The sequence below is a fragment of the Polaromonas sp. genome, assembly GCF_030682935.1.
In the GTDB taxonomy this organism is placed as follows: Bacteria; Pseudomonadota; Gammaproteobacteria; order Burkholderiales; family Burkholderiaceae_C; genus Polaromonas.
The window spans coordinates 12,196-35,757 of record NZ_JAUXNA010000198.1 but is presented as its reverse complement, the minus strand read 5'-3'; the positions used below and the strand labels follow the sequence as shown (position 1 = coordinate 35,757).

The window sequence follows — 23,562 nt, the reverse complement described above, 5'->3', positions numbered from 1 at the left end:
ACCATGAAAACAACCCCGACCCGAATTTCGCGCCGCGTTGCCGCTGCGGCACTGGTATCTCTAGTCTGCAGCGCAGCCTTGACCACCCCCAGTGCCCAGGCCCAGGCCGCCTTCCCGTCCAGGCCGATCACAATGATTGTTCCCTTCCCGCCCGGCGGACCCACGGACCTGGTGGCCCGCGTCATCGCACAAAAAATGTCGGAGTCCCTGGGCCAGCCCGTGGTCATCGACAACAAGGGCGGCGCCAACGGCAACCTGGGCGCCATGGTGGCGGTCAGAGCGCCGGCCGACGGCTACACCCTGCTGTACAACACGTCGTCGATCACGCTGAGCCCGGCTCTTTACAAAAACCTGAGCTATGACGTGCAGCGCGACCTGGCGCCGGTGGCACTGGTTGCCGTCGTGCCTTTGGCTCTGGTGGTTGCGCCCAACGTGCCAGCGAACACCGTGAAGGAGTTCATTGCCTATGCCAAAGCCAACCCCGGCAAGTTGTCCTATGGCTCCGCCGGCAACGGCAACGTGACACACCTGGGCGCTTTCCAGTTCGTGCAGGCCAATGGCATTGATGCCGTGCATATCCCGTACAAAGGCAGCGCCCCGGCCGACATTGACCTGGCCGGCGGCCAGATCCAGTTCATGACCGACACGGTCAACTCGGTCATGGCATTCGTGCGCGACAAACGCATGAAAATGCTGGCAGTCACCACCGCCAAACGCATGGCGCTTTTCCCGGATGTGCCGACCCTGGCGGAGTCGGGCATGCCCGGTTTTGAAGTCGGTGCATGGCAGGGCCTGATGGTGCCGGCCAACACACCCAAACCCGTCATCGAGCGCCTGAACGCCGAAGTGATGAAGGCGCTGCAAACACCTGAAGTGCGCCAGAAACTGGCATTGCAAGGTGCTGAACCTTTGGGCTCGACCGCCGAGGCCTACGGCGCCTATGTCCAGAAAGAACTGACCCGCTGGGCGACCGTGGTCAAGCAAACGGGCGTAACGCTTGAATAAAGACCGCGCCAGGTGCGACAGAAAATAAGTTAACCTTTCCGGCCCGGCTTTCCCGGAATGTCTGGCCAGAAGCGGTGAGGGAAAATGCACTGAATGCCCGAAAAAATCATCCAGCCCCCGCCGGCAGAATCCCTCTCGCCCTGGGAGCCGCTCAAGGCGCCGGTGTTCCGGCTGTTGTGGGGCACCTGGCTGGTGGCCAACATCTGCATGTGGATGAACGATGTGGCGGCCGCCTGGCTGATGACGTCCATGACCACCTCGCCGCTCTGGGTGGCGCTGGTGCAGTCGGCGGCCACGCTGCCGGTGTTCCTGCTGGGGCTGCCCAGCGGCGCGCTGGCCGACATCCTGGACCGCAGGCGCTACTTCATCATGACCCAGTTCTGGGTGGCCGCCGTGGCCACGCTGCTGTGCATCGCCGTGCTCGCGGGCGTGATGACGCCGGCGCTGCTGCTGGCGCTGACCTTTGCCAATGGCGTGGGCCTGGCCATGCGCTGGCCGGTGTTTGCCGCCATCATGCCCGAGCTGGTGACGCGCAGCCAGCTGCCGGCGGCGCTGGCCCTGAACGGCATTTCCATGAACGCGTCGCGCATCGTCGGGCCGCTGGTGGCCGGCGCGCTGATTGCCAGCGCGGGCACCGCCTATGTGTTTGTGCTGAACGCCGTGCTGTCGGTGATTTCCGGCTTTGTCATCATGCGCTGGCGGCGCGAGCAAGCGCCCAGCCCGCTGGGCCGCGAACGCCTGGGCAGCGCGATGCGCGTGGGCCTGCAGTATGTGCGCCAGTCGGCCCGCCTGCAGTCGGTGCTGCTGCGCGTGGCGCTGTTTTTTCTGCATTCCACCGCGCTGCTGGCGCTGCTTCCGCTGGTGGCGCGCAGCCTGCACGGCGGCGATGCGGGCACCTTCACGCTGCTGCTGGCCTCGATGGGTGCGGGCGCGATTGTGGCGGCGCTGTTTCTGCCACGTCTGCGCCAGATGATGGCGCGCGACACGCTGGTGCTGCGCGCCACGCTGCTGCAGTCGGTGTCAACGGCCGTGATGGCCTTTGCCCCCAATGCCTGGGTTGCCGTGCCGGCCATGCTGCTCAACGGCGCGGCCTGGATCACCTGCGCCAACTCGCTCAGCGTGTCGGCCCAGTTGTCGCTGCCCGACTGGGTGCGGGCGCGCGGCATGTCGATGTACCAGATGGCCATCATGGGCGCGAGTGCGCTGGGCGCGGCGCTGTGGGGCCAGGTGGCCACGCTCACCAGCGTTCAGACCGGCCTGGCGGTGGCGGCCGTGAGCGGCACCCTCAGCATGCTGCTGGCCCAGCGCTGGGTGACCGACCGCCAGGCAGAAGAAGACCTGACGCCGTCCAGCGAATTCAAGACGCCGGTGGCCGAGGCGCCGCCCGGCGCCGGCCACCTGGTGGTGCGCATTGAATACCTGATTGACCCGGCGCGGGCCGACGACTTCCGGGCGCTGATGCAGGAAAGCCGCCGCAGCCGGCTGCGCCAGGGCGCGCTGGAATGGGCCCTGCTGCGCGACGTCAACCAGCCGGGGCACTTTATCGAGCAGATCGTGGACGAGTCCTGGACCGAACACCTGCGCCGCTTTGACCGCGTCACGGCCAGCGACGTGGCGCTGCGCGAGCGCAAGCTGGCCTTTCACATCGGCGACGCGCCGCCGCAGGTCAGCCGCTGCGTGGTGGAAGGCCCGGGCCGCGCTCAGGACCGTTCCGAATAACGCGCGAACCCGCGCGCCCGCAATTCGCAGGCCGGACATTCGCCGCAGCCGTAGCCCCAGGCGTGCCGGTGCACGCGGTCGCCGAGGTAGCAGCTGTGGGTGTGTTCAATGATCAAATCCACCAGGGGCTGCCCGCCCAGCGCATGCGCGAGCGCCCAGGTGTCGGCCTTGTCAATCCACATCAGCGGGGTTTCGATCAGAAAGCGCTTGTCCATGCCCAGCGACAGCGCCAGCTGCATGGCTTTCATGGTGTCGTCGCGGCAATCCGGGTAGCCCGAAAAATCGGTCTCGCAAACGCCGGTCACCAGCACCTGCAGGTCGCGCCGGTAAGCCAGCGCGGCCGCCAGGGTCAGGAACAGCAGGTTGCGGCCCGGCACAAAGGTGTTGGGCAGGCCAGAGCTTTCCATTTTGAAGGCCGTGTCGCGGGTCAGCGAGCTTTCGCTGACCTGACCGAGTACGGCCAGATCGAGCAGGTGGTCTTCGCCCATTTTGGGCGCCCATTGTGGAAATTGGGTTTTGAGCTCGCGCAGCACATTCAGCCGCGCCTGCAGCTCCACCTTGTGGCGCTGGCCGTAGTCAAAGGCGATGGTTTCGACGCGCTCGTATTTCGAGAGCGCCTGTGCCAGGCAGGTGGTGGAGTCCTGGCCTCCCGAAAACAGAACGAGGGCGGTGGTGTGCATGCTGAAATATCAGGCCGTTTAAAAGGAAGCTATTGTGCCCCGCGCAGATCGATCAGGCGCTGGCCCAGGGCGTCGCTGCAATCGCCGGGCCGCGCTGGCAAAACTGCGCGACGGGCACCCCCTCGATCGTTTTGTCAGCCTGACCCGGCCGTTGCGCCAGCGGCTGCCCGGATTAAAGGGCAAGCACCTGCTACGACCGGTATTGTCCGGCGATTTTGGCGCTGATGAGGGTGTCCCACGAGACCATCCGTTGCGATCAGGTACGCAAAACCGCGTCTTTTTTCTTATTTCACTGTCACCGAAATCTGGATCGATTCGTACCAGGCTGCGAGGTCGTCAATCTCCTGGTCTGACAGGGGCTTGGCCATCACGTGCATCACCTCGTTCTGGCGTTTGCCGCTGCGGTAATTTTTGAGCTGCTCCACGATGTAGATGGCAGGTTGTCCCGCCAAGTGGGGCGCATTGGGCAACTGGCTCAGGCCCTGCGAGCCATGGCAGGTGGCGCACATGCCGGCGCGGGCCTTGCCGGCAATGGGGTCGCGGGCGTGGGCAGACCCGGTCCAGCTGGACAGCAACAGCGCCCCCAGCAGCAGCGCCGCAGCCAGCGGACCTTGCGGTTTAAGGCAAATCATGAGTATCTTTCAAAAAAAAATGCAGCGAACCTGAACAAGTGTTCAGGCCCGCTGCATGTCAAAACGGAGCCGCACCCCGCATGAGCCACGCAAGGTGCGGAACAACGGACTTACTGGCCCGTGTAGCTGATGCGATAGAGCGCACCGGCAAAGTCGTCCGACACCAGGATCGAGCCATCCGGCAGGTTGACCACATCGACCGGACGGCCGCGGTACTGGCGGGTTTCCGGGTCGAGCCAGCCATCGGCAAACACCTCGGTCTTGTCGGCAGAACCATCGGCTTTGAGGCTGGTGAACAGGATGCGCGCGCCGATCGGATCGGTGCGGTTCCATGAACCATGCTGGGCCGAGAAAATGCCGCCCTGGTACTTGGCCGGGAATTTCTTGCCGGTGTAGAAGGTCAGTCCCAGGTCGGCCGCATGCGCGTCCATGTAGACCTCGGGATTGGTCACGTTGGCCGGCAGCGGATCCTTGTCGTAGCCATGCTCGGTGATGCGGGTCTTGCCCTGGATCCAGGGGTAGCCAAAGAACTGCCCCGGCTTGGTGGCGCGGTTGATCTCGCCGGCGGGAATCAGGTCACCCATGCCGTCGGTCTGGTTGTCGGTGAACCACAGGTCGTTGTTCTTGGGGTTGAACTCCAGGCCCACGGAATTGCGGATACCGCGCGCATAGACCTCGCGCTTGCTGCCGTCAAACGGATTCATGCGGACAATGCCGCCTATCCCCAACTGATCGTACAGCTTGAGTTTGTCGCGTGGCTGCACATTGTGCGGCTGCCCCAGCGTGATGTAGAGCATGCCGTCCTTGCCGATGCGGCAGGTGCGCGCGCCGTGGTTGTAGCTCTCCTCCTCGGGCGGAATCAGCTTGCCTTGCGCTGCCACTTCGATCACCGCCACATCCGGGCCTTCATAGAAAAACTCGGCGGCGGGGAAATTGAGCACCCGATTGTGTTCGGCCACGATCAGGAAACCGTCCTTGGTCCAGCAGACCCCATTGGGCACGCTGAATTTGAGCGAAGGCGCGAAGGACTTCACCTCGGTGGCCATTTCACCGCTGTTGCGGTTCGTCACGGCCCAGACGGTGGTCTTGCGCGTGCCGACAAACAGCATGTTGGTCGAAGGCGCCACCGCCATGTGACGTGCATCAGGCACCACGGCATAGAGGGCAATCTTGAAACCCGGCGGCAATTTGACGCGCTTCAGGTTTTCCCTGATAGCGTCTGCATTGGAGCCTGTTTGCGGCACGACCGGAATGTTCAGGTCCGTCGTGGCCACCTTCATCTGCTTGAGCTTGTCGATATTGGCAGGCGGCGCGACCTGTCCCGCCGCCACGCCAGCCATGCCTATCCCCGCGATAGCAAGCAAGAGATGTCTTATTTTTTTATTCACAAAAGTCTCCTCGATAAAAGCAAGCACTGAGTCATCACGGATGAACATTCCCCGCGCAGCACTTGAAGCGCATGCTAGTCCGGCAACTTTTTTTTGACAAGCGGGGATGTGCGGGTGTCGTGCGGGATTTGGCTTCGAACTGGTACAACACCCCGTAAATAGGTTTAATTATCAGGATCGAAGTAAGGAGCCAACAGGGCCACGACCAAGGCAGCGGTCGTTGCGGGATCTCCGGTCCCAGACAAGGGCTCCCAGCGCCCGGTGTGGCTTCGAAAGGCTGAGGAGCAGGTGCTGCGAGCCGTCTCGGTGAGCCGCGCAATGGTGTCCAAGCTGTCGCCCCGGAGCATCTGGATCAGCAGATGCTTTCCATGGGGTTTCACATGGGCCAAGCCGTGGCCAGTCAGCGTTGCGAGCTGGCGCTGCAACTCAGCGGCCTTTATTTGTACGTCTGGCCTCATCGACCATGGCCAGCGCGGCGGCCACTTCACGGTCCTGCCGGTTTTTGGGGTCCCACTGCAAAGGGATCGACACCCCGAAGAAGAGCATGTCAGAGTAAACAGTTCCGCACTGCGGAACTGTCGGTCAGCCTCACTGAGGCGGTCCCCCAGAGAGATCACCGCGGCACGCGCCGCGAACACGTCAGCCTGGCTGGCCGGTGCGAAAGGCGATGGCGGCGACCGGTGAACATGGTCATATTCCAGAGGTGCCCATTGACCTGCCGTCAAGGAATGTGATTTATCCGGCGCAGCAGGAAAGCTGTTTCACATCCTTGAAAAAGGTCTGGGCGCAGAGCTTCAGGCCCTCCACCATCGTCAGGTACGGGAATAACTGGTCGGCCAACTCTTGCACTGTCATTTGAACACGGAGGGCGATGACCGCGGTCTGGATCAGTTCACCCGCCTCCGGCGCTACCGCCTGCACCCCGAGCAGTCGGCCAGAGCCCGCCTCAGCCACCAGTTTGATGAAGCCGCGCGTGTCGAAGTTGGCGAGCGCCCGCGGCACGTTGTCGAGCGTCAAGGTTCGGCTCACGGTCTCGATTCCGGCGAGGCGCGCCTGCGCTTCACTTGAACCCACGGTGGCGACTTGGGGATCGGTGAACACCACCGCCGGCATCACGCTCAGATCGAGGGCGGTTTCGCCGCCTGTCATGTTGATGGCCGCGCGGGTGCCGGCCGCCGCCGCCACATAGACGAATTGCGGCTGGTCGGTGCAGTCGCCGGCGGCGTAGATGTTGGGCGCGCTGGTGCGCATCGCCTGGTCGATGATGATCGCGCCTTGTGCGTTGGCGATGATGCCCGCCGCCTCCAGTTTCAGCTCACCCGTGTTGTGCCTCCGGCCAGTCGCCACCAGCAGCTTGTCAGCGCGCACTTCACCCTGACGGGTGGTCAGCACGAATTCGTTGCCTGCATAGGCCACGTTGCTGGCCTTGGTGTGTTCCAGCACCGCGATACCTTCGCCGCGGAAGACGGCCGTCATGGCCTCGCCAATGGCGGGATCTTCGCGAAAAAACAAGGTGTTGCGCGCCAGAATCGTCACCTGGCTGCCCAGTCGTGCGAACGCCTGAGCCAGTTCCAGGGCCACCACCGACGAGCCGATCACGGCCAGGCGTGCTGGCACCCTGTCGCTGGTCAGCGCCTCGGTGGAGGTCCAGTACGCCGTGTCCTTGAGTCCCGGGATCGGAGGAATCGCCGCGCTGGCGCCGGTAGCAATCAGGCAGCGGTCAAAGGCCACCTCACGTTCATCGCCCTCGGTCATTTGGACGATCAGGTGCTGGCCGTCCTTGAAGCGGGCCGCGCCGCGCAAGACGGTGATGGCCGGGTTGCCCGCCAGGATGCCCTCGTACTTGGCGTGGCGTAGTTCCTCAACGCGCGCCTGCTGTTGCGCCAGCAAGGCCGGGCGGTCGATGACGGGTGCGCCCGGCGTGATGCCGCCATCAAAGGGGCTTCTCTGGCGCAGATGCGCGATATGCGCCGCACGGATGAATATTTTGGACGGCACGCAACCGATGTTGACGCAAGTACCGCCGAGCGTGCCGCGTTCGATCAGCGTGACCCGCGCGCCGAGTTCAACGGCCTTGAGCGCTGCCGCCATTGCAGCGCCGCCGCTGCCGATCACAGCAAGGTGAAGTCCGCTGCCGTCTCCGCCGGGCTGGTTGCCAGCGCCAGGTTTCATCGATGTTTTTTGGGGGGGGTTCATGATCAGTTCTTGACGGTAGACGGATAGCCGGCGTTGCCAGTCGCATCCATCAGTAGCTGGACAGTGGTCTTGGCGTCGTCAAAGGTCACGTCGGCTTCACGCTTCCCGAACTGCACGTCGGTCTTGCGCACACCTTCGACTCTGGAGAGCGCCGCCCTGACCGTGAACGGGCAAGTGACGCAGGTCATGCCGGGGACGGAAAGCGTAACAGTCCTGGTAGCAGCCCAGACTGGCGTAGCAATGAGGGCGCAGAGCCCGAAGAAGGTGAGCAGTTTTTTGGCTTGCGCCGAAACATTCGTTTTCATGTGGAGCGCCCGGTTAATAAAGCAGGGGAAGCAGGTAGGGGTAAACAAGCGCCACAGCCGTCAACACGGCAACGATCCAGAAGATGCGCTTGTAGGTGCTGCGCACTTGCGGGATGGCACAGACCTCGCCCGGTTTGCACGCTTGTGCCGAGCGAAAAATGCGCCGGTAGGCAAAAAACAGCGCCACCAGTGCCACGCCGATGAAAATCGGGCGGTAAGGTTCCAGCACGGTCAGGTTGCTGATCCAGGCGCCAGAAAATCCCAAGGTGACCAAGACCAAAGGTCCCAGGCAGCAGGCCGAAGCGAGGCTGGCGGCCAGCCCCCCGGTCACGAGCGCCCCTCGCCCGCTATTGGGTTCTGACATACGTTGCTCCTTTTAAATCGTTGACCATGGCGTAAGATTACTTCCGTAGTTGAGTACGGAGTCAAGCAGCATGGACAATAAATTTGAAAATCTCACCATTGGGGCCTTTGCCCAGGCGGCCGGGGTCAACGTAGAGACCATCCGTTTTTATCAACGCAAGGGGCTGCTGCTTGAGCCGGACAAGCCTTACGGCAGCATTCGCCGCTATGGCGTGGCGGATGTGAACAGAGTACGGTTCGTGAAATCAGCCCAGCACTTGGGTTTCAGCCTGGACGAGATTGCTGAATTGCTTCGGCTGGACGATGGCACCCACTGCGAAGAAGCCAGCCATCTGGCTGAACACAAGCTCAAGGATGTGCGCGAGAAGCTGTGCGACTTGGCGCGTATGGAGGCCGTGCTATCGCAACTGGTGTGCGCCTGCCATGCAAGCCAGGGGAACGTTTCATGCCCACTGATCGCGTCGTTGCAGAATACATCCCAAATTGCTATTAAATAGATAGCATTTAACGAAGTACCCGCGAGGGTTGATGGCAAATTAAACCGCAAACCTGTTGATGCAGTACAAGGCCTGCTCGTTCTCGCGCAGACCCGACCGGGTGCGCGAACGGGGCCTGGGCCTGCGGCGGGAAAAGTGGTCACACGGGCTCTTACGCCGGGATGCTGCGCTTGCCCCTGCAGCGCGCCGGGTGACATTTGACTGCTACGGGAAACTGGCCCGCCTTGACGTGACCTTCAGCCGCCCGCAGGCCACTACACTGCCCGCATGACCGACCCCTTAACGCTCTACCCCGCCCTGACCAACGTGACGCCCTCGCTGGCTGCACTGGGAGGCTCCGCCGGGCCGCTGAACGTGGCGACCGGGGCCGTGCTGTTTGCCGAACACGCCCCGTGCCAGGGCTTTCCGCTGGTGCTGCAGGGCGAGGTCAAGGTGTCGCGCCACTCGGGTGACGGGCGTTCGCTGGAACTGTACCGCGTGGTGCCCGGCGAGCTGTGCCTGGTGTCCAGTGCCTGCCTGTTTCGCAGCCAGCCGCTGTCGGCCCACGGCGTGACCACCAAACCGACCACGCTGCTGCTGATAACGCCGCCGGTGTTCAGCCAGTGGCTGGAAACCCCGGCGTTTCGCAATGCGGTGCTGGGCCTGTTCGCCGAACGCATGGCCGACCTCACCGGCCTGATTGATGCGGTGGCCTTTCAACGGCTGGACCAGCGGCTGGCGGCCGCGCTGCTGGGCCGTGGGCAAGACCTGGCCCTGACCCACCAGACGCTGGCGGACGAGCTGGGCACCGTGCGTGAAATCGTCTCCCGCCTGCTGCGCCGCTTTGAACGCGAAGGCTGGGTCGAACTCGCACGCGAGCGCATCCACATCAGCAACAGCGCCGCGCTGCGCGCCGTGGCGGCCGCGCTGCGCGCCTGACACCACGACGCAAGCGGGGACGGGGGCGCCGGGAACTGCGGCTGGGTGACTCAAGTCACAGACCCCGGGTGCGGCAAGGCGTCCAATACGGCTTTCAACCACTTCTTTCAAGGGAAACAGCCATGAAGTCCAACGTCGGCGGCATTGACCGCATCCTGCGCATCGTCCTCGGCCTGGTCCTGATCGGTCTGGCCGCCACCAACACCGTCGGCCTGTGGGGCTGGTTCGGCATCGTGCCGCTGGCCACCGGCCTGATTGGCTGGTGCCCGCCCTACGCGCTCTTTGGCTGGAACACCTGTTCCATGAAAAACAAGACCTGAGCGCCATTTACCGGCGGGCGTCCTGCCACAGCCGATAAACGCGCCCGATTTGCGCGCTCAGCTCTTGCAGGCTGAAGCTGCGCACCCGCTCCAGGCACAGTTGCCCGTCAATGAACAGCTGCACCACCGGCAGCGTGAAAACGCCGTGCTGCGCGCAACTGTCGGGCAGTTGCGCACAGTCCACATATGCCAGCGCAATGTCCGGGAAATGCTGCGCCATCAGGCTTTCGAGTTTGGGCTTGATGGCCTGACAGACGCCGCAGTGCGCGCCGCCAAACAAAATCAGCAAGGCGGGCGTCGCCTTCAGTGGTTCAAGTTGCTCAGCCGTGGCAATGTGGTGCATGACGGCAAGCTTATGCCTTTTTATGCGCCTTCCAGACCGCAGGAACGAGGCCTATACTGATTTTTGTCAGCCCCTCTTCAGGAGAAGAACATGCTTGCAAGATCGATTTCCGGCATCCTGCTGGCCTCTTGCGCCAGCCTGGCCCAGACCGAAGCGCCCCGCATGGGGGATGCCGCGCGTGGTGAGTTGCTGTATGCCACGCACTGCATTGCCTGCCATAGCGACAAAGTCCATTGGCGCGACAAGAAACTCGTCACCGACTGGAAGGGCCTGCAGTCAGAAGTAGACCGCTGGCAAGGCCTGTCGGGGCTGCGCTGGAGCGCGGAAGACATTGCGGACGTGGCGCGCTACCTCAACACCGTTTATTACCGCTACCCCGCAGGGCTACGCGAGTCAACCGCAAAAAGCGATGCCCGCCCCCCGGCTCAGGCGGCAGGCACCGGCCGCACCACCGGAAACGGCGGCAAGCCCGCCAAAATGGCGGGTCCATAGCGCATCGTTGCCAGCCGGGTATCGCACACGGTAATCACCGCCCGGTCCGTCACGGTGCGCACGCCGCGCCCGGCCCATTGGGCCAGCTTCATGCCGGCGCGCGGCACCGACAGTTCGGTGAAGGGGTCGCGCCCCTGCGCGTTCAGCCATTCGGCCAGGGCTTCTTCCACCGGCGAGTTGGGCGGCGTGAAGGGCAGCTTGTCGATCACCACATGCTCGCACAGCTGGCCCGGCAGGTCTATGCCTTCGCCAAAGGATTGCAAACCAAAAATGATGCTGCGCTCGCCCGCGATGACGCGCCGGCTGTGCTCCTTGAGCAGTTCGGTGCGCGAGCGCGTGCCCTGCACCTGCACCTGGGCCAGCAAATCCTTGGGCAGCGCGGCGTGGCAGGCCTGCATCTGGCGCCTGGACGTGAACAGCGCCAGTTGCCCATGGCGGTGTTCGCGCAGCAGCCCGGGCAGTTTTTCGCACAACTCGTCTGAAAATCCCGGGCTTTTGGGCGAATGCTTCAGGGGGGCGATGCGCAACTCACCCTGGACGGCATAGTCAAACGGCGAGGCCACGACCAGCGCGCGGCGGTCCGGGAAGCGGTTCATGCCGCTCAGCCTGTCAAAAAAGTCGAAACTGCCGCAGGCGGTCAGCGTGGCCGAGGTGCAGACGGCGGCGCTCACGTTTTTCCACAAGCTTTTGGACAGCACCTGAGCGGCCGTCATGGGGCTGGCGCACAGCCAGGCATCCACCGACGTGCCGCCCGCGTCCTCGACCCATTCCAGCCACTTGGCCCACGGCACCTTGTCGTGGGTGGCCCAGGCGCTGAACAGTTTTTCCAGCGTGTCCAGCCGCGACAGGAACACGCCCAGCTCAACTCCGGCACGGGCTTGTTCGTCGCGCTCGGCCGGCGATCGGGATTCGTCGGGCTCCATCAACGCCGACGCGATGCTCGACACCACCGAGGTAATGGCGCGCAGCAGCGTGGCGAGCTGCTCGCACTCGGGAATCAGGGCCTCTGGGATCTGGCCTTGGGCAAAGCGGTGAACCGCCTTGTCGGCGCTGACCAGGCGGGCCTCAATCCAGTAGTTTTCAATCATCGCCAGCTTGTCGGTGCAGCCGGTAATGAGTTGCGCAAAGGCCACCGGGTCGGGCCGGGTCGAGGCCGGCAGCACGCGGCCATGGCGCAGCGCCACGGTGCGCAGGCTGGCCAGCAGCTTGATGCTGGTGCCCAGGCGCGCGCGGTACGAGAACTGGTCGGCCGCAATACCGGGCAGGTGGTGGGCCTCGTCAAACACAAACAGCGTGTTGCCGGGGTCAATCAGGGTGCTGTCGGTCTGCAGCGTGGCCAGAATCAGCGCATGGTTGGCGACCTGCAGGGTGGCGCTGGCGGCCTGGCGGCGGGCCCTGAAAAAGGCGCAGCTTTTGAAGTGTTCACAGCGGCCGCCGTTGCAGGCATGGGCATTGGCCTGCACCTGGCGCCAGTCTTCAGTCTCGGGCGGCTGCGCCAGGCTATCGATGTCGCCGTCCCAGCTGCCCGTGCGCAGCTTTTTGGCGGCGTTCTTGAACCAGAGCATGGCCTCGGCGCGGTCGCGCGGAATGCCTTTGGCCTGATGGCGGGCATCGGCAAAGGCATCCTGAAATTCGCCGGTCAGCAGGCCGTCCTGCGCCTCGTCGTTGATCACACCGTCCAGCCGGCTTTCGCAAACATAGCGGGCACGGCCCTTGAGGATGTCGTACCGCAATTCGGGAATGATTTCAGCCAGACGCGGCAGGTCTTTCTGGAACAGCTGCTCCTGCAGGGCCACGGTGGCGGTGGACACAATCACGGTCTTTTTCAGCACCTCGGCGGCCACGATCGCCGCGAGGCAGTAGGCCACGGTTTTGCCGGTGCCGGTGCCGGCTTCAAGCTGGGCCAGGTTGTTGCCGGTGCGGTCCTCGTCGTCAGGCGCCTTGGCCGACAAAAACGTCAGCAGCGACGCCTGCATCATCTGGTACTGGCCGGGGCGCGCAATAAAGCCGGGCCAGGAAGCGGCGACCTCGCCGTACAAAAGCTCCAGGCGGATGCGGGCCGTCTCCAGCAGTTCGGGGTCCATGCCACGCTCGGAGGCATAGGCGGGCACGATGGCGGGCGGCGCGTTGGGGGAAATCGCCAGGGGCAGATGTTCAAGCGCGGGCGGTGTTGCAGACAAACTCATCGAACCGATTATTGACGACGCGGGGCTGGCGGCGGCAAGATCGCGCAGATGACACTGCCCGCTACGAAGATAAAACAAACGGCGCCATGGGCTGACCGCAAGCGCAGTGCCTTCAGGGGCGTAGCGCTTTCGCCTGAAAGGTGAACGCGATCGAAGACGAAAAGGTTGGATTTCACGCGGGCTCACGAAGGTAACCAAGCGGTCAACTGCCGTTTCTAGTGTGGTGTTGCAGGCTTGACGGCGTGCGGCAAACCATGCGCCCGTGACAAATATCAAGCAGGCCGCGGCTCCTCGCCCGAACATTCGATTGGTAAATTTTGACGTTGCACCCCCTTCGAGGATGGACCATGACACGAAAAAAACTGCTCCTGTCACTGATCGCTGCGGGCTTGGTCGTGACGGCAACTTCTGTCGCTTTCACCATGTAGGGCTCGTTCAGCAATAACTTGCACATTTGTCCTGCCAGCTTCGGGCGCGCTGGGCTGGTGCCGTGCGAGGTCCTGCTGGCCATCAACGGCGTGACCGTCAAATCGGTCGAACAGGTGGCGAACGTGATGAACAGGAACATGGCATCTGCGTCCAGAAAATTAAGCCCCCCCTTTAAGAGTTCCCCCACCGGGCACCGGAAAACGCATCAATGAACCGCTCTAGTTGATCCGCCGGCAGATGATCTATGCCCGCTGCACCCGCCCGTCCATCGCCGCCAAAACGACGGCAAAACGCCGCCGCCCCGGTAGGGGAATGTAGCGGTGCACGCACGCTGACCGCGAAGTCGCCAGCGGCCGTGTGCGTCAGCACGGCGTGGGCGCGCAGCGGTTCGGCGGACGCCAGGGTATTGCCCAAGCTGCCAGACACGCGCCGGCTCCATGGCGCATCGGGCAAAAAATAAACGCCAACCCGCTCATTCTGAAGATGGGGTGGCCAGGCTTGGGCCCGTCTCAAATCCTCTTGCCGCAGCACGTCAAGTTCCCGGCCAAGCACCTCACATTCCAGAAAACGCAGTGGGTCAGGATAGCGAACCAGTTTTTGGTACAGCTGCGCGGGGCTGATGTGTACATCCTGCGCACTGTCACCATAGGCGTTGTAGTTGATTGACTCCCCCAGGGACTGCAAACGCCTACGATCCTGAAAAGTCAAACCCATATCCACCGCCAAGCCCTCGGCCACGCCGGTCAGGTTGTCGCCAAAAGCACCGACCACCGCCCAGGCCCGAAACTTGCCACCAAGATGGCGGTCCACCAGCAGGCTGGTACAAGTGTCGCTGGCCGCATCGATATGCGCATCCAGCAGCGGATGAGAAGGAATCTCGTCCACCTCGTGATGGTCGAAGTAGCGCACAGACACGCCAGCGGCAAGCAGGCGCATCAGCGGCAGGCGGTTACGCCGCATCGACACATCGCACACCAGCAGCTTGTCACCGCGGACGGCCTGAACACGCTCAAGCAGTTCAATGTCGCGTTTTAGTCCCGTGACCAAACGAGCTGCCTGCGGATCATGCAAGCGCCACTGCACGACGGCGCACAGGCCGTCGGCGTCCCCATTGCATACGTCGATGTTCATGACCATTCAGATTACGCCCGCAGAACGCATTTTTGGTAACGCCCGATCAGACGCCCCCCGGGGCGTACCGCGTGGTGCAGAATCACGGCTGAACCTGAAGCTCGTTCACCACGCGGGAAATGCCGGGAGCAGACCATGCCGCCGCTTGCACGGCAGAATGCTCGGCCACTGTGCCCACTGTGCCGCGCAGGATCGCGGTGCCCCCTTCCACGACGACCTTGATATTTTTGGCTTCCTCTTCTGCGTAGCGCGTCAAGGCGTCGTGGATGCGATTAGCCACGAACTCGGATGCCTCGCGCTCCCTCACGCTGAGGTTGTTGCTGAGCCCAACCACACCGGTTATGGGCCGCACCACGGTCTCGGCGTTGTGGCGCTGGTAGTGCCAGTCCACTTCGCCTGTGAGCGTCACCCAGCCTTTTTCCACCTTGACCCGAATGCGGTCTTCAGGGATGGCGGCGTGCCATCTGAAGGCCGTTTCAATGGCGGCCGCAATTTCGGCGTCGCTTCGGTGATGGCGCGGCTCCAACTTTACATCCAGTTCCACCGCGATGGCCTTGACGCCGGCAACGCGTTGCACCGCCTTTTCCGTCGCCTGTTTCTCGGCAAAAGTATCGAGGTGTCCAGTGAGCAGCACCACGCCTTCGTTGACCGCCACCCCGATGTGGTTGGCATTGAGCGCAGGATCCCACTCCAACTCGGCCAGAACTTCCTTTTTCAGTTGTGAGTCTGTTTTCATCATGTTCCCTTCAGATATCAAAGATCAAATGTGTTTGCCATGGACGCACGGTTTTTTTCCAAGCCCCGGAAGTGACTCCCTGCGTGACCCGTCAACAAGTCTAGTCAGGCGCAGCGCACGCTACTTGAGAAAGCGCAACTAACGCAAGAGCGGGGCCACCGGAATGAATCGCCCCGGGCCGAGCCCGATCGACGTTTCATCGGGTTCTCGGAGAATCTCGTGCACCCGACCACGCTCTTTGACAAACCTCAAGGCCGCTTGATCGATTCTTTCTAAACTGAATTTGCTTGTTGATCCAGTGCATTGGGCACCAGCGGGATCGCAGCCAGGCATGCCTGGCGAAATTCGGGTTGGCGTCACCGACGGCGATAGGGTGTATCTGCGATTGGACCCCCGCAATTTTTCCGCTGGATTTCGTACGACTGGCGGCAAGTAAAGGAGACTGATATGGCTACGATCGAAGACGGTAAAAAATGGGCAGCGATACAAGCCGACTGGCAAGCTGTCAATAAGGAGTCGCACACAGCACGGTTTAGAGTGATGCAAGCTTTTACTAAATCTGCTGCGGGTGAAGGTTCTGGCCCGACGACAGGTCAGCTTGATCTGGCGGAAAAGCTCGAACAAGCGGCCGATGAAAAGCGACTGGAGATGGACGAGTTCGTGAAGAAGGTCTTCGGTGTTGAAGCCCTCTCGTAAATCCCGGCTTCATGCATGAAATTGGCGCGGACCAGTGCTTCGGACAATGGCGACCAAACAGAATTTTCGCGCATGCGCATTTGATCGCTTTTGGTCACTATGTGTGTTGCCGCCACCATCACTGGAAGACCTACCTGAGGACCTGAACCATGTTTCGTGATCGCAATGAAGCCGCCAGCCGGCTGGCCGAAAAACTCAAGGACTATCAGGGGAAAAATCCGCTTATTCTTGCCATCCCGCGTGGTGCTGTGCCGATGGCGCAAATCATTGCGAAAAAACTGGGCGGCGAATTCGATGTGGTGCTGGTGCGCAAGCTGCGCGCGCCACACCAGCCGGAACTCGCGATTGGCTCGGTCGATGAGAGCGGCTGGACCTATATCGCCGACTACGCCGCATCGACTGGCGCCAGCAAGGACTACATTGAATCCGAGAAACAGGAGCAACTCAGGACCATCCACAAGCGCCGTGCCCAATACACGCCGATCCGCCCCCCGATCAATCCGGCCGGACGCATCGTCATCGTGGTCGATGATGGTCTGGCCACGGGCGCGACCATGATTTCCGCGCTGCACGGTCTGCGCGCCAGGAAGCCGGCCCAGCTGATCTGCGCGGTGCCAGTGTCGCCGCCCGATACGCTGGTCAAGGTGGAAGATTTGGCGGATGAGGTGGTTTGCCTCGAAACACCCGAGTTCTTCCAGGCGGTGGGGCAGTTCTACGGGCATTTCCCGCAGGTTGAAGATGACGAGGTCATCGAGATTTTGAAGCAGTAGAAAAACAGGCCTGGCGGGCGATCATGACATGCCGTTCCTTCAAAACATGTTGATCGCAATCGGGATGCGCCTTCTGCCGAAATGCCCTGCTTCTTGCCCAAACCTGCCCGCCACGGCAGCGCCACAGTCCGGACAATGCCCGTCCGGGCTCAATCGATACTGCTTGATTTCATACCAGTCGCGCACGATCAACGGCGCATGGCAGCCCGGGCAGAAGGTGGTGTCGCCGTCCCGATGGTGCACGTTGCAGGTATAGACATGGTGCAAGCCGGCCTTCAGCGCGATGTCGCGTGCGCGCACCAGCGTGGCTGGCGGCGTGGCCGGCACGTCCGGCATCTTGTAGTCGGGATGGAATGCCGAGAAGTGGAGCGGCACGTCGGGCCCCAACACCTTCATGATCCACTGGCTCATTGCGGTCATTTCTTCATCCGAGTCGTTTTTGCCCGGGATCAGCAAGGTCGTGATCTCGAACCACACCTTGGTTTCGTGCCTGAGGTAGACCAGCGTATCGAGTACCGGCTGCAGGTGCGAGCCGGTCAGCTTGAAATAGAAGTCGTCGGTGAACGCCTTCAAATCGACATTGGCGCCATCTATCTTGGCGAAGAAATCGCGGCGCGCCTGACCGTGCATGTAGCCCGCCGTCACCGCCACGGTCTTGATGCCGCGCGCATGGCAGGCATCGGCCACATCCATCGCGTATTCGGTGAAGATCACCGGATCGTTGTAGGTGAAGGCCACGCTGCGGCAACCCGACTGCTCGGCCGCGACCGCGATGGCTTCGGGCGAGGCCTGGTCCATCAGCCGGTCCATATCCTTGGACTTGCTGATATCCCAGTTCTGGCAGAACTTGCACGCCAGATTGCAGCCGGCGGTACCGAAGGACAGCACGCTGCTGCCGGGATAAAAGTGGTTCAGCGGCTTTTTCTCGATGGGGTCGATGCAAAAGCCCGAGGATCGCCCGTAGGTGGTGAGAATCATTTGATCGCCCTGGCGCATGCGCACAAAACAGGCGCCACGCTGCCCCTCGTGCAACCTGCAATCGCGCGGGCAGACATCGCATTGAATGCGGCCGTCCTCGACAAAGTGCCAGTAGCGGGCTGGGTAGCTGGAATTTTCCATCATGTCTCCACGCATTCATGTGCTGCTATTTTGACGCCCGGGTCAAGGTCAATAATGACGCAGATCAAGGCGGCAACAAGCTGTGCGAAGCGGAAAATGGGGCCGCCTGAAGTACAACGCACAACGCTTCATGGCGCCGATGCGCTGGACCGCGTGCTTGACGCCGTAGCGGTGGCGGTGGGGCGGAAAAGGCGGCCTATTTCATTTTCGAAGGCAACTGGATCGTCTCGCCGGCGACCATGAACACGCCCTTGCCCTGATGATGCAGGGTCCGAGGCTGTTTCTGTGCCGGGTCAATCCACGCTTTGAGCACCTCAAGGACGAAGAAGTTGTATTTTGCCACCATCGTGGCATCGAGCACCCTGCATTCAAGATTCGCGTAGCATTCGTCGATGAGGGGCGCCTTGACGCATTCCGCAGTCACGGGCGAGAGGCCAAAAGCCTCGAACTTGTCCACCTTGCAGCCCGAACTGTTCCCGCAAGCCACCACCTTTTCCGCCAACTCGACCGTCGGAATGTTGATCACACACTCCTTGGTCGCCTTCAGGATGTCGAAGGTGTAGTTCCGGTTGCTGATCACGCAGCCCACCAGCGGCGGCTCAAATTCGAGCATGGTGTGCCACGACAGGGTCATGATGTTCGCCCGCCCCTTGCTGACGGTCGTGACCATCACCACCGGCCCGGGCTCCAGCAGGCGATAGACCCTGGACAAGGGAAGAGTTCTCTTTGCCATCGTGCTGCACCTCCTTGCAACGGTTTTCCTGGATCAGGCTCGTAGAACACATTTTTCGTAAAGCCCGAGCATGCGCCCGGCCGGGTCGTACCTGGCCTTCAGGACCTGGTAGCGTTCCATGGCGTAGGTCTGCGCAAACTCGTCGGGGGTAAAAAAGCTGTCCGAGTAAAGCGACTTGATGCCGCCCAGGCGCATCACTTCGCGCTCGACCAGCCGGTTGAAATGGCCAGTCTCGTAGGCAACGGCGCTCTCGACGACGTCCCAGAAACCGAAGTTCACATACAGGCTGTCGGGCACCAAGGGGTACAGCGCGAACTGCGCGCCCGGCGCAGGCCCGCGCACCGGGCAGATCCAGATCGGCAGGATACCGATTTCGCGCAGCAGAAAGGCCAGGAATTCGGACGCGCTGGCGATCGGGATGTCAATGTCCTGGATCACCGATTCGGTAAAGCGGCCGCGCCAGCGGGCCAGGCGGCGCGTCAGGCCCCAGCGGGCGTTCCAGCGCATGACGCGGGTGTAGGTGCGCGAATTGAGCCTGTTTTTTCCGAGCAGGCGGCGCACCAGTGGATGCTGCGCATACAGGTTTTTCGAGCACCAGAACCAGTCGGTGTCCCAGCGCCAGATATAGTCCTGCACCGTCAGGTAGTCGACCGGCTTGTCCAGCAGGGAGCGGTAGTAAATGTGCTTGAAGCTGTAGTCACTGAGCCAGGGTGCGGCATCCACGAAACTGGCCCGGTTGATGACCTGCTGCTGCGGCCCGAATACCACGCCATCGACAAAGTCGGCGCTGCCCTGGCTATGCGTGACAAGGTCACCAAAAAATCGACCGGGCAATTCGTGCCGCACATGCTCCACCCTGACGTAGGGCTTGACCGGCAAGGTGCGCAAGCGCAGGCGCAGCGCATAGCCCAGCGTACCGTAGGAGTTGGCAAACCCGAAAAACAGGTCGCGGTGGGCGTTGTCGGGCGTGCAGTGCACCACCTCGCCGCCCGGCAGCAACACGTCGAGTTCCAGCAGGGTGTCATGCACCAGGCCGCACCGGAACGAGGTGGCCTCGATGCCGACGCCAGCCGCCGCGCCGCCCACGGTGATGGTTTTGAGCTGCGGCACCACCGCCGGCATGACGCCCTGCGGCAGCGTTTGCGCCACCAGCGCTTCGTAGGTCGTCAGCCCTTCCACATCGACCCAGCCACCAGCGGTGTCGATGTCCAGCACATGGCAAAAGCCGCTCAGGTCCAGCCGCTGCTTGGCGCCCTCGTGGCGGTCGCGAAACAGGTTGGAGTTGCGCTTGCCCAGACCGAGCGGCGCCGCGCTGCCGGCCGCGCCAGCGCGCACGGCGGCGGCCAGTTCGGCCCGGCGCCGGTCGTGGGCCAAGCGGTCAGGCGTCATACAAGTGCGCCCGGCTCATCGGGTAACTGGTGCGGGTCACGTTGCCCTTGCTAAAGACGATCTGGAACAAGTGGGTGTAGCCCGCAGGGGAGCGGAACATCTCGGCGCAGCCCACCAGGTAGGTGCGCCAGACCCGGTGAAAGCGCTCGTCAAAGCGCTGCGGGTCCAGGGCCTGGATCGCCGACCATTGCTGCTCAAAGCGCCGCGCCCATTCGTCCAGCGTCAAGGCGTAATGGCGGCGCAGGTTCTCGATGTCAAGCACCTCCAGACCGCAGCGCTCCATCTCGACGATCACCTCGGACAAGCCGGGAATCCAGCCGCCAGGAAAGACATGCTTGCGGATGAACAGGTCGGTCTCGCGCGGCCCGACATGGCCAATGAAATGCAGCATGCCCAGCCCACCGGGCTTGAGCAGGTCGGCATGCGCCTGGACCACGGCGGCCAGCTGGTCACGCCCGGCATGTTCAAGCACGCCGATCGACACCACCTTGTCATAGGGATCATCCGCCTCGCGAAAGTCGGCCTCCCGGACGCTGAGTTTCCCGTCCAGTCCCCGGCGCGTGATTTCACCGCGCAACCAGTCCACCTGCTCGGTCGTGGTGTTGATGCCGGTACCGATCGCGCCCCGCGTCTCCCAGGCCCGGAACAAAAAACCGCCAAAGCCGCAGCCAATGTCGACAAAGCGCTCGCCGCGCGAGAGCTGGATCTTGCGGCAGACATGGTCGATCTTGCGCTGCTGCGCCTGCTCCAGCGTCTGCGTGCCTTCGGGCCAGTAGCCGCAGGTGTACATCATCAGCGGATCGTCGAGCCACAGGCGATAAAACGCGTCCCCCAGCCCGTAGTGCGCACGGGCATTGGCTTTGGCTTGCGCCATGCTGTCGTTTGAATAACGCAGTTCGTGAATGCCGTTCTCGACATTGTTCAGGGTCTTGCCGCGCGTATCGAGGCCACTGAGCATTCCGGCGGCCAGTGCAGCGCCAAAATCGCCCTCGACGTCAACGCTCTGGTCGAAGTACGACTCCAGCAGACCGATGTGCCCGCGCGTGAAGACCTGCAGCAGCGCGGCGTCGGTGCGGAACATGAGCGTAAACGCCGGCTCGCCCAAGCCGGCGCGGTAGTAGCTGCCATCGGGCAGCCCGATGGCAAACGGCACGCCGGTACGGGCCTGCAGCGTGTCGACTATATTCTTCATGGGGAAAAGCATGCGGCATCCTTCCATGGGGGGGTGCATGCGCTTCACGCCTATCCATCTGGTGCACACGTAGGGCGCTGCGCTTCCCTGTATGGATTGAACCTGTTCGCCCGCGACCAGGCTTGCGCAAGATCAACCCACTAAAGGTTGGATCAGGGGAAACCAGCTTCAGCAGGGCGTGCGGGCGCTCCTCATGCGGCCAAAGCCACATCACTCGTCTTGAGAAACATCAAGGTGCCAGAGAGGCCAAATCGGCATATTGAAATACTGGGTTTTCCATGGCTATCGGCTCACCAGCAAATCAAACCGAACAGGGCACCAATGACCACGGCGAGACCGCTCGCCTGTTCATCGCCCTGTGGCCGGGGGCCGCTTTCGCCAGCGCGCTGCACGCGCAGTGCGGCGTCTGCACCACCGGCCCGCGCGCCCGTGTAGTGACGCCGCAAAGGGTGCACCTGACACTGCACTTTTTGGGCAATCTGCCGCGGCAGCAGGTGCCCGCGCTGGTGTCGGCGCTGCGCGTGCCGTTTCAACCGTTTGAGCTCAGCTTTAACCACTGCGAGCAATGGCCGCATGGTTTGCGCGTGGCGGTGCCCGACACGATTGCGCCGCAATTGACCCAGTTGCACGAGGCGCTGGGCGAGGCGCTGCAAGGCCTGGAACTGCCCGTGGATGAACGCCCGTTTCAGCCGCACCTCACCCTGGCGCGGCGAACCACGGCGCCCTTGCCTGCGCCGAATGGTCCGCCGCTGCGCTGGCCCGTCAACGGCTACGTACTGGTGGAATCACAGGCGACACCGTCCGGGGCGTACCGGGTGGTGCAGGCTTACGGCTGAACCTGAAGCGCGTTCACTGCGCGGCACCGGCTTGCAGCATGAGGCTCAGAGCCCCAGGGCGTAAGGGTGCGCGCCCCGGCCCAAGCCGGGAAGCTTGCGCGCGGCGTCAAGCATGACACGCGCCGAGAAGGCGGTGGTATCAAAGCGGGCTTCAAGCAACAGACTCTGGTGCGGGCCGTGGGCGGCATGGCCGCGTCGCTCCAGCACCACGCCGAGCCCGTCCTCGCCCTCCAGTTCGGACAGATGGGCCACCTGAAACACCTGGGTGACTTCACCGGCAAACAGCGGATCGGCCGCGATGGCCGCCTGCACCTGCGCCAGTTCGGCGCCGGTCTCAAGTTCGACATACACGTAGTGTTGCGACGCACCGTTGTCGCCCCGGTATTCACCGGTCAGCGCGCCCTTGACGCCACGGAGTCCCGCCACGACCGCGCTGTGGTGCAGGTGCAGGCCGGGGTGGCGGTGAAGCGCGGTGCTCCCGCGGGGAATCAGCATCTCGAAGGCGCTGCGCAGCAGGGGCAGGACGCCCGGATCCCAGCCGGCACCCACCACTGCCGCCACATGATGATTGTCGGCAGCTTCGCCCAGCGCGGCATGGTGTGCCTCCAGGGCCTGGCCTTCGAAACAGGCGCACTCCACGACGGGAATGCGGGCCTGCAGGAGTTCGCGTGCCACACCCAGCACGGCGTAAGCCGGCACGCACACCAGTGCGGCACGAACCCCCTCGAGTTCCCTCACATGCGAAGCGACAGGATACAGCCGCAGGCGGCCAGGCAAGGCAGCGGGCGCACCGGGCTGGCGTACCACACCCGCCAGCGCAAGTTCACTCTCGTCGATCAGAGCCTCGGCACATGCCAAACCCAAACGGCCCAGACCGATTACCGCCACCTGTAATTTCCCCATCGTCTCTCCACTTCTTTTTATTTTTGCAAGCGCTGCGGCGAACGCGCGCGCACGTTCTCATGCAGCCGACGTTCCCGGTTGATGTGCCCTTCCTTCAGGCGGCTAGCGTCTGCGCTGGTACAGGCCCACCAACTCGGCATGCGCAAGAATATGGCCCTGCATGACCTTCTCAAGCGCGGCTTTGCCTGGATGGCTCAACTCGGGAAGCCGGGTATCCAGGGCGAAAAGCTTGTGAAAATAGCGATGCCTGCCCACCGGCGGGCACGGCCCGCCGTAGCCGGTGCGCCCCCAGTCGTTCACCCCCTGCAGCGTTCCCGCCGGAAGTTCCCTGGCGGCGACGCCCTCAGTCAGACCAAGGGAATGCGGTGGCAGGTTGTACAGCATCCAGTGCACCCAGGTCATTTTTGGCGCTTCGGGGTCCGGCGCGTCCGGGTCATCGACGATCAGGACCAGGCTTTGCGCGCCGGCAGGCATGCCAGCCCACGACAGCGGTGGCGAAACATCATCACCATCACAGGTATGCCTGACAGGGATCAGGCCATGGTGCTCAAACGCTGCGGAGGTGAGGATCAGCGACATGGCCT

25 protein-coding genes and 1 pseudogene are annotated in these 23,562 nt (G+C 62.8%); 9 read left to right on the top strand and 17 right to left on the bottom strand.

The genetic code is table 11. From position 1 onward, the window contains the following. Positions 1-3 precede the first annotated feature (3 nt). Together Q8K05_RS09075 and Q8K05_RS09070 are read left to right on the top strand one after the other, a co-directional pair. Positions 4-1,005, top strand: coding sequence for a tripartite tricarboxylate transporter substrate binding protein (locus Q8K05_RS09075; RefSeq protein WP_305246305.1), 1,002 nt, complete (start codon positions 4-6; stop codon positions 1,003-1,005). 93 nt (positions 1,006-1,098) lie between these two features. Beyond that, positions 1,099-2,724 (top strand): MFS transporter, encoded by a 1,626-nt coding sequence (locus Q8K05_RS09070; protein WP_305246304.1) that lies wholly within the window; start codon positions 1,099-1,101, stop codon positions 2,722-2,724. On the opposite strand, the gene queC is transcribed toward Q8K05_RS09070, so the two are convergent. The 6 genes and pseudogenes from queC to merT all read right to left on the bottom strand — a co-directional run bounded on the left by queC (position 2,706) and on the right by merT (position 8,289). Beyond that, on the bottom strand, positions 2,706-3,404 hold the full coding sequence (gene queC / locus Q8K05_RS09065) for a 7-cyano-7-deazaguanine synthase QueC (protein ID WP_305246303.1): 699 nt from the start codon (positions 3,402-3,404) through the stop codon (positions 2,706-2,708). The genes Q8K05_RS09070 and queC overlap by 19 nt on opposite strands. Positions 3,405-3,688: 284 nt before the next feature. Beyond that, the gene (locus tag Q8K05_RS09060; protein WP_305246302.1) at positions 3,689-4,036 is read right to left on the bottom strand and encodes a cytochrome c; all 348 of its coding nucleotides are present in this window, start codon (positions 4,034-4,036) and stop codon (positions 3,689-3,691) included. A 110-nt stretch (positions 4,037-4,146) separates the two neighbouring features. Next, the gene (locus tag Q8K05_RS09055) at positions 4,147-5,376 is read right to left on the bottom strand and encodes a sorbosone dehydrogenase family protein (RefSeq protein ID WP_370868810.1); all 1,230 of its coding nucleotides are present in this window, start codon (positions 5,374-5,376) and stop codon (positions 4,147-4,149) included. A gap of 783 nt (positions 5,377-6,159) precedes the next feature. Further along, positions 6,160-7,581 (bottom strand): annotated as a pseudogene (gene merA, locus Q8K05_RS09050) (mercury(II) reductase); the annotation flags it as partial. A gap of 41 nt (positions 7,582-7,622) precedes the next feature. Continuing rightward, complete coding sequence (merP, locus tag Q8K05_RS09045; RefSeq protein WP_305246300.1) at positions 7,623-7,925, bottom strand: mercury resistance system periplasmic binding protein MerP; 303 nt, start codon at positions 7,923-7,925, stop codon at positions 7,623-7,625. A gap of 13 nt (positions 7,926-7,938) precedes the next feature. Further along, on the bottom strand, positions 7,939-8,289 hold the full coding sequence (gene merT / locus Q8K05_RS09040) for a mercuric ion transporter MerT (RefSeq protein WP_305246299.1): 351 nt from the start codon (positions 8,287-8,289) through the stop codon (positions 7,939-7,941). 70 nt (positions 8,290-8,359) lie between these two features. Between merT and merR the strand changes: the two genes are divergently transcribed. The 3 genes from merR to Q8K05_RS09025 all read left to right on the top strand — a co-directional run bounded on the left by merR (position 8,360) and on the right by Q8K05_RS09025 (position 10,023). Beyond that, positions 8,360-8,785, top strand: a complete 426-nt coding sequence (gene merR, locus Q8K05_RS09035; protein ID WP_305246298.1) for an Hg(II)-responsive transcriptional regulator — start codon at positions 8,360-8,362, stop codon at positions 8,783-8,785. Between the two features lie 267 nt (positions 8,786-9,052). Next, entirely contained in the window at positions 9,053-9,703 is a 651-nt protein-coding gene (locus Q8K05_RS09030) for a Crp/Fnr family transcriptional regulator (RefSeq protein ID WP_305246297.1), read from the top strand. Between the two features lie 122 nt (positions 9,704-9,825). Continuing rightward, positions 9,826-10,023 (top strand): DUF2892 domain-containing protein, encoded by a 198-nt coding sequence (locus Q8K05_RS09025; protein WP_305246296.1) that lies wholly within the window; start codon positions 9,826-9,828, stop codon positions 10,021-10,023. 7 nt (positions 10,024-10,030) lie between these two features. Here the strand turns inward: Q8K05_RS09025 and Q8K05_RS09020 are convergent, their stop codons facing one another. Then, positions 10,031-10,366 (bottom strand): co-chaperone YbbN, encoded by a 336-nt coding sequence (locus Q8K05_RS09020; RefSeq protein WP_305246295.1) that lies wholly within the window; start codon positions 10,364-10,366, stop codon positions 10,031-10,033. Between the two features lie 90 nt (positions 10,367-10,456). Here Q8K05_RS09020 and Q8K05_RS09015 point away from each other — a divergent pair, with 90 nt between their 5' ends. Continuing rightward, positions 10,457-10,858, top strand: coding sequence for a cytochrome C (locus Q8K05_RS09015; RefSeq protein ID WP_305246294.1), 402 nt, complete (start codon positions 10,457-10,459; stop codon positions 10,856-10,858). Here Q8K05_RS09015 and dinG read toward each other — a convergent pair. From dinG to Q8K05_RS08995, 4 genes are all read right to left on the bottom strand, one after another. Further along, positions 10,792-13,044, bottom strand: coding sequence for an ATP-dependent DNA helicase DinG (gene dinG / locus Q8K05_RS09010; protein ID WP_305246293.1), 2,253 nt, complete (start codon positions 13,042-13,044; stop codon positions 10,792-10,794). The two genes, Q8K05_RS09015 and dinG, sit on opposite strands and share 67 nt — an antisense overlap. Before the next feature lie 202 nt (positions 13,045-13,246). Continuing rightward, on the bottom strand, positions 13,247-13,612 hold the full coding sequence (locus Q8K05_RS09005) for a hypothetical protein (RefSeq protein WP_305246292.1): 366 nt from the start codon (positions 13,610-13,612) through the stop codon (positions 13,247-13,249). Between the two features lie 32 nt (positions 13,613-13,644). Continuing rightward, positions 13,645-14,604, bottom strand: a complete 960-nt coding sequence (locus Q8K05_RS09000; protein ID WP_305246291.1) for a hypothetical protein — start codon at positions 14,602-14,604, stop codon at positions 13,645-13,647. Positions 14,605-14,686: 82 nt separating this feature from the next. Further along, a complete protein-coding gene (locus tag Q8K05_RS08995) occupies positions 14,687-15,340 on the bottom strand; it encodes a BON domain-containing protein (protein ID WP_305246290.1) in 654 nt (217 codons plus the stop codon). Positions 15,341-15,787: 447 nt separating this feature from the next. Here Q8K05_RS08995 and Q8K05_RS08990 point away from each other — a divergent pair, with 447 nt between their 5' ends. Both Q8K05_RS08990 and Q8K05_RS08985 read left to right on the top strand, forming a co-directional pair. After that, complete coding sequence (locus Q8K05_RS08990) at positions 15,788-16,036, top strand: hypothetical protein (protein WP_305246289.1); 249 nt, start codon at positions 15,788-15,790, stop codon at positions 16,034-16,036. Positions 16,037-16,185: 149 nt separating this feature from the next. Then, complete coding sequence (locus Q8K05_RS08985) at positions 16,186-16,806, top strand: phosphoribosyltransferase (protein WP_305246288.1); 621 nt, start codon at positions 16,186-16,188, stop codon at positions 16,804-16,806. A gap of 39 nt (positions 16,807-16,845) precedes the next feature. Here the strand turns inward: Q8K05_RS08985 and amrS are convergent, their stop codons facing one another. The 4 genes from amrS to Q8K05_RS08965 form a co-directional block, all read right to left on the bottom strand. Next, entirely contained in the window at positions 16,846-17,925 is a 1,080-nt protein-coding gene (amrS, locus tag Q8K05_RS08980; protein WP_305246287.1) for an AmmeMemoRadiSam system radical SAM enzyme, read from the bottom strand. 196 nt (positions 17,926-18,121) lie between these two features. Next, positions 18,122-18,658 (bottom strand): flavin reductase family protein, encoded by a 537-nt coding sequence (locus Q8K05_RS08975; RefSeq protein WP_305246286.1) that lies wholly within the window; start codon positions 18,656-18,658, stop codon positions 18,122-18,124. A 33-nt stretch (positions 18,659-18,691) separates the two neighbouring features. Further along, complete coding sequence (locus Q8K05_RS08970) at positions 18,692-20,047, bottom strand: FAD-binding oxidoreductase (RefSeq protein WP_305246285.1); 1,356 nt, start codon at positions 20,045-20,047, stop codon at positions 18,692-18,694. Continuing rightward, on the bottom strand, positions 20,037-21,239 hold the full coding sequence (locus tag Q8K05_RS08965; RefSeq protein WP_305246284.1) for a cyclopropane-fatty-acyl-phospholipid synthase family protein: 1,203 nt from the start codon (positions 21,237-21,239) through the stop codon (positions 20,037-20,039). The genes Q8K05_RS08970 and Q8K05_RS08965 overlap by 11 nt, the downstream gene beginning before the upstream one ends. 278 nt (positions 21,240-21,517) lie before the next feature. On the opposite strand from Q8K05_RS08965, the gene thpR reads away from it, so the two are divergent. Then, complete coding sequence (gene thpR, locus Q8K05_RS08960; protein ID WP_305246283.1) at positions 21,518-22,075, top strand: RNA 2',3'-cyclic phosphodiesterase; 558 nt, start codon at positions 21,518-21,520, stop codon at positions 22,073-22,075. Positions 22,076-22,120: 45 nt separating this feature from the next. Here the strand turns inward: thpR and Q8K05_RS08955 are convergent, their stop codons facing one another. Both Q8K05_RS08955 and Q8K05_RS08950 read right to left on the bottom strand, forming a co-directional pair. Next, complete coding sequence (locus tag Q8K05_RS08955; RefSeq protein WP_305246282.1) at positions 22,121-22,978, bottom strand: hypothetical protein; 858 nt, start codon at positions 22,976-22,978, stop codon at positions 22,121-22,123. 102 nt (positions 22,979-23,080) lie between these two features. After that, positions 23,081-23,557 (bottom strand): YbhB/YbcL family Raf kinase inhibitor-like protein, encoded by a 477-nt coding sequence (locus Q8K05_RS08950; protein ID WP_305246281.1) that lies wholly within the window; start codon positions 23,555-23,557, stop codon positions 23,081-23,083. Positions 23,558-23,562 lie beyond the last annotated feature (5 nt).

Excerpts from the sequence above, each read along its gene's own strand:
- merR (WP_305246298.1), top strand. The coding sequence starts at position 8,360 with ATGGACAATAAATTTGAAAATCTCACCATTGGGGCCTTTGCCCAGGCG.
- Q8K05_RS09070 (WP_305246304.1), top strand. The coding sequence starts at position 1,099 with ATGCCCGAAAAAATCATCCAGCCCCCGCCGGCAGAATCCCTCTCGCCC.
- amrS (WP_305246287.1), bottom strand. The coding sequence starts at position 17,925 with ATGGAAAATTCCAGCTACCCAGCCCGCTACTGGCACTTTGTCGAGGAC.
- thpR (WP_305246283.1), top strand. The coding sequence starts at position 21,518 with ATGGCTATCGGCTCACCAGCAAATCAAACCGAACAGGGCACCAATGAC.
- Q8K05_RS08990 (WP_305246289.1), top strand. The coding sequence starts at position 15,788 with ATGGCTACGATCGAAGACGGTAAAAAATGGGCAGCGATACAAGCCGAC.
- Q8K05_RS09025 (WP_305246296.1), top strand. The coding sequence starts at position 9,826 with ATGAAGTCCAACGTCGGCGGCATTGACCGCATCCTGCGCATCGTCCTC.
- Q8K05_RS09015 (WP_305246294.1), top strand. The coding sequence starts at position 10,457 with ATGCTTGCAAGATCGATTTCCGGCATCCTGCTGGCCTCTTGCGCCAGC.
- queC (WP_305246303.1), bottom strand. The coding sequence starts at position 3,404 with ATGCACACCACCGCCCTCGTTCTGTTTTCGGGAGGCCAGGACTCCACC.
- Q8K05_RS08955 (WP_305246282.1), bottom strand. The coding sequence starts at position 22,978 with ATGGGGAAATTACAGGTGGCGGTAATCGGTCTGGGCCGTTTGGGTTTG.
- Q8K05_RS08950 (WP_305246281.1), bottom strand. The coding sequence starts at position 23,557 with ATGTCGCTGATCCTCACCTCCGCAGCGTTTGAGCACCATGGCCTGATC.
- Q8K05_RS08995 (WP_305246290.1), bottom strand. The coding sequence starts at position 15,340 with ATGAAAACAGACTCACAACTGAAAAAGGAAGTTCTGGCCGAGTTGGAG.
- Q8K05_RS08965 (WP_305246284.1), bottom strand. The coding sequence starts at position 21,239 with ATGAAGAATATAGTCGACACGCTGCAGGCCCGTACCGGCGTGCCGTTT.
- Q8K05_RS08975 (WP_305246286.1), bottom strand. The coding sequence starts at position 18,658 with ATGGCAAAGAGAACTCTTCCCTTGTCCAGGGTCTATCGCCTGCTGGAG.
- Q8K05_RS09020 (WP_305246295.1), bottom strand. The coding sequence starts at position 10,366 with ATGCACCACATTGCCACGGCTGAGCAACTTGAACCACTGAAGGCGACG.
- Q8K05_RS09075 (WP_305246305.1), top strand. The coding sequence starts at position 4 with ATGAAAACAACCCCGACCCGAATTTCGCGCCGCGTTGCCGCTGCGGCA.
- Q8K05_RS09055 (WP_370868810.1), bottom strand. The coding sequence starts at position 5,376 with ATGGCTGGCGTGGCGGCGGGACAGGTCGCGCCGCCTGCCAATATCGAC.
- merT (WP_305246299.1), bottom strand. The coding sequence starts at position 8,289 with ATGTCAGAACCCAATAGCGGGCGAGGGGCGCTCGTGACCGGGGGGCTG.
- Q8K05_RS08970 (WP_305246285.1), bottom strand. The coding sequence starts at position 20,047 with ATGACGCCTGACCGCTTGGCCCACGACCGGCGCCGGGCCGAACTGGCC.
- merP (WP_305246300.1), bottom strand. The coding sequence starts at position 7,925 with ATGAAAACGAATGTTTCGGCGCAAGCCAAAAAACTGCTCACCTTCTTC.
- Q8K05_RS09000 (WP_305246291.1), bottom strand. The coding sequence starts at position 14,604 with ATGAACATCGACGTATGCAATGGGGACGCCGACGGCCTGTGCGCCGTC.
- Q8K05_RS09060 (WP_305246302.1), bottom strand. The coding sequence starts at position 4,036 with ATGATTTGCCTTAAACCGCAAGGTCCGCTGGCTGCGGCGCTGCTGCTG.
- dinG (WP_305246293.1), bottom strand. The coding sequence starts at position 13,044 with ATGAGTTTGTCTGCAACACCGCCCGCGCTTGAACATCTGCCCCTGGCG.
- Q8K05_RS08985 (WP_305246288.1), top strand. The coding sequence starts at position 16,186 with ATGTTTCGTGATCGCAATGAAGCCGCCAGCCGGCTGGCCGAAAAACTC.
- Q8K05_RS09005 (WP_305246292.1), bottom strand. The coding sequence starts at position 13,612 with ATGTTCCTGTTCATCACGTTCGCCACCTGTTCGACCGATTTGACGGTC.
- Q8K05_RS09030 (WP_305246297.1), top strand. The coding sequence starts at position 9,053 with ATGACCGACCCCTTAACGCTCTACCCCGCCCTGACCAACGTGACGCCC.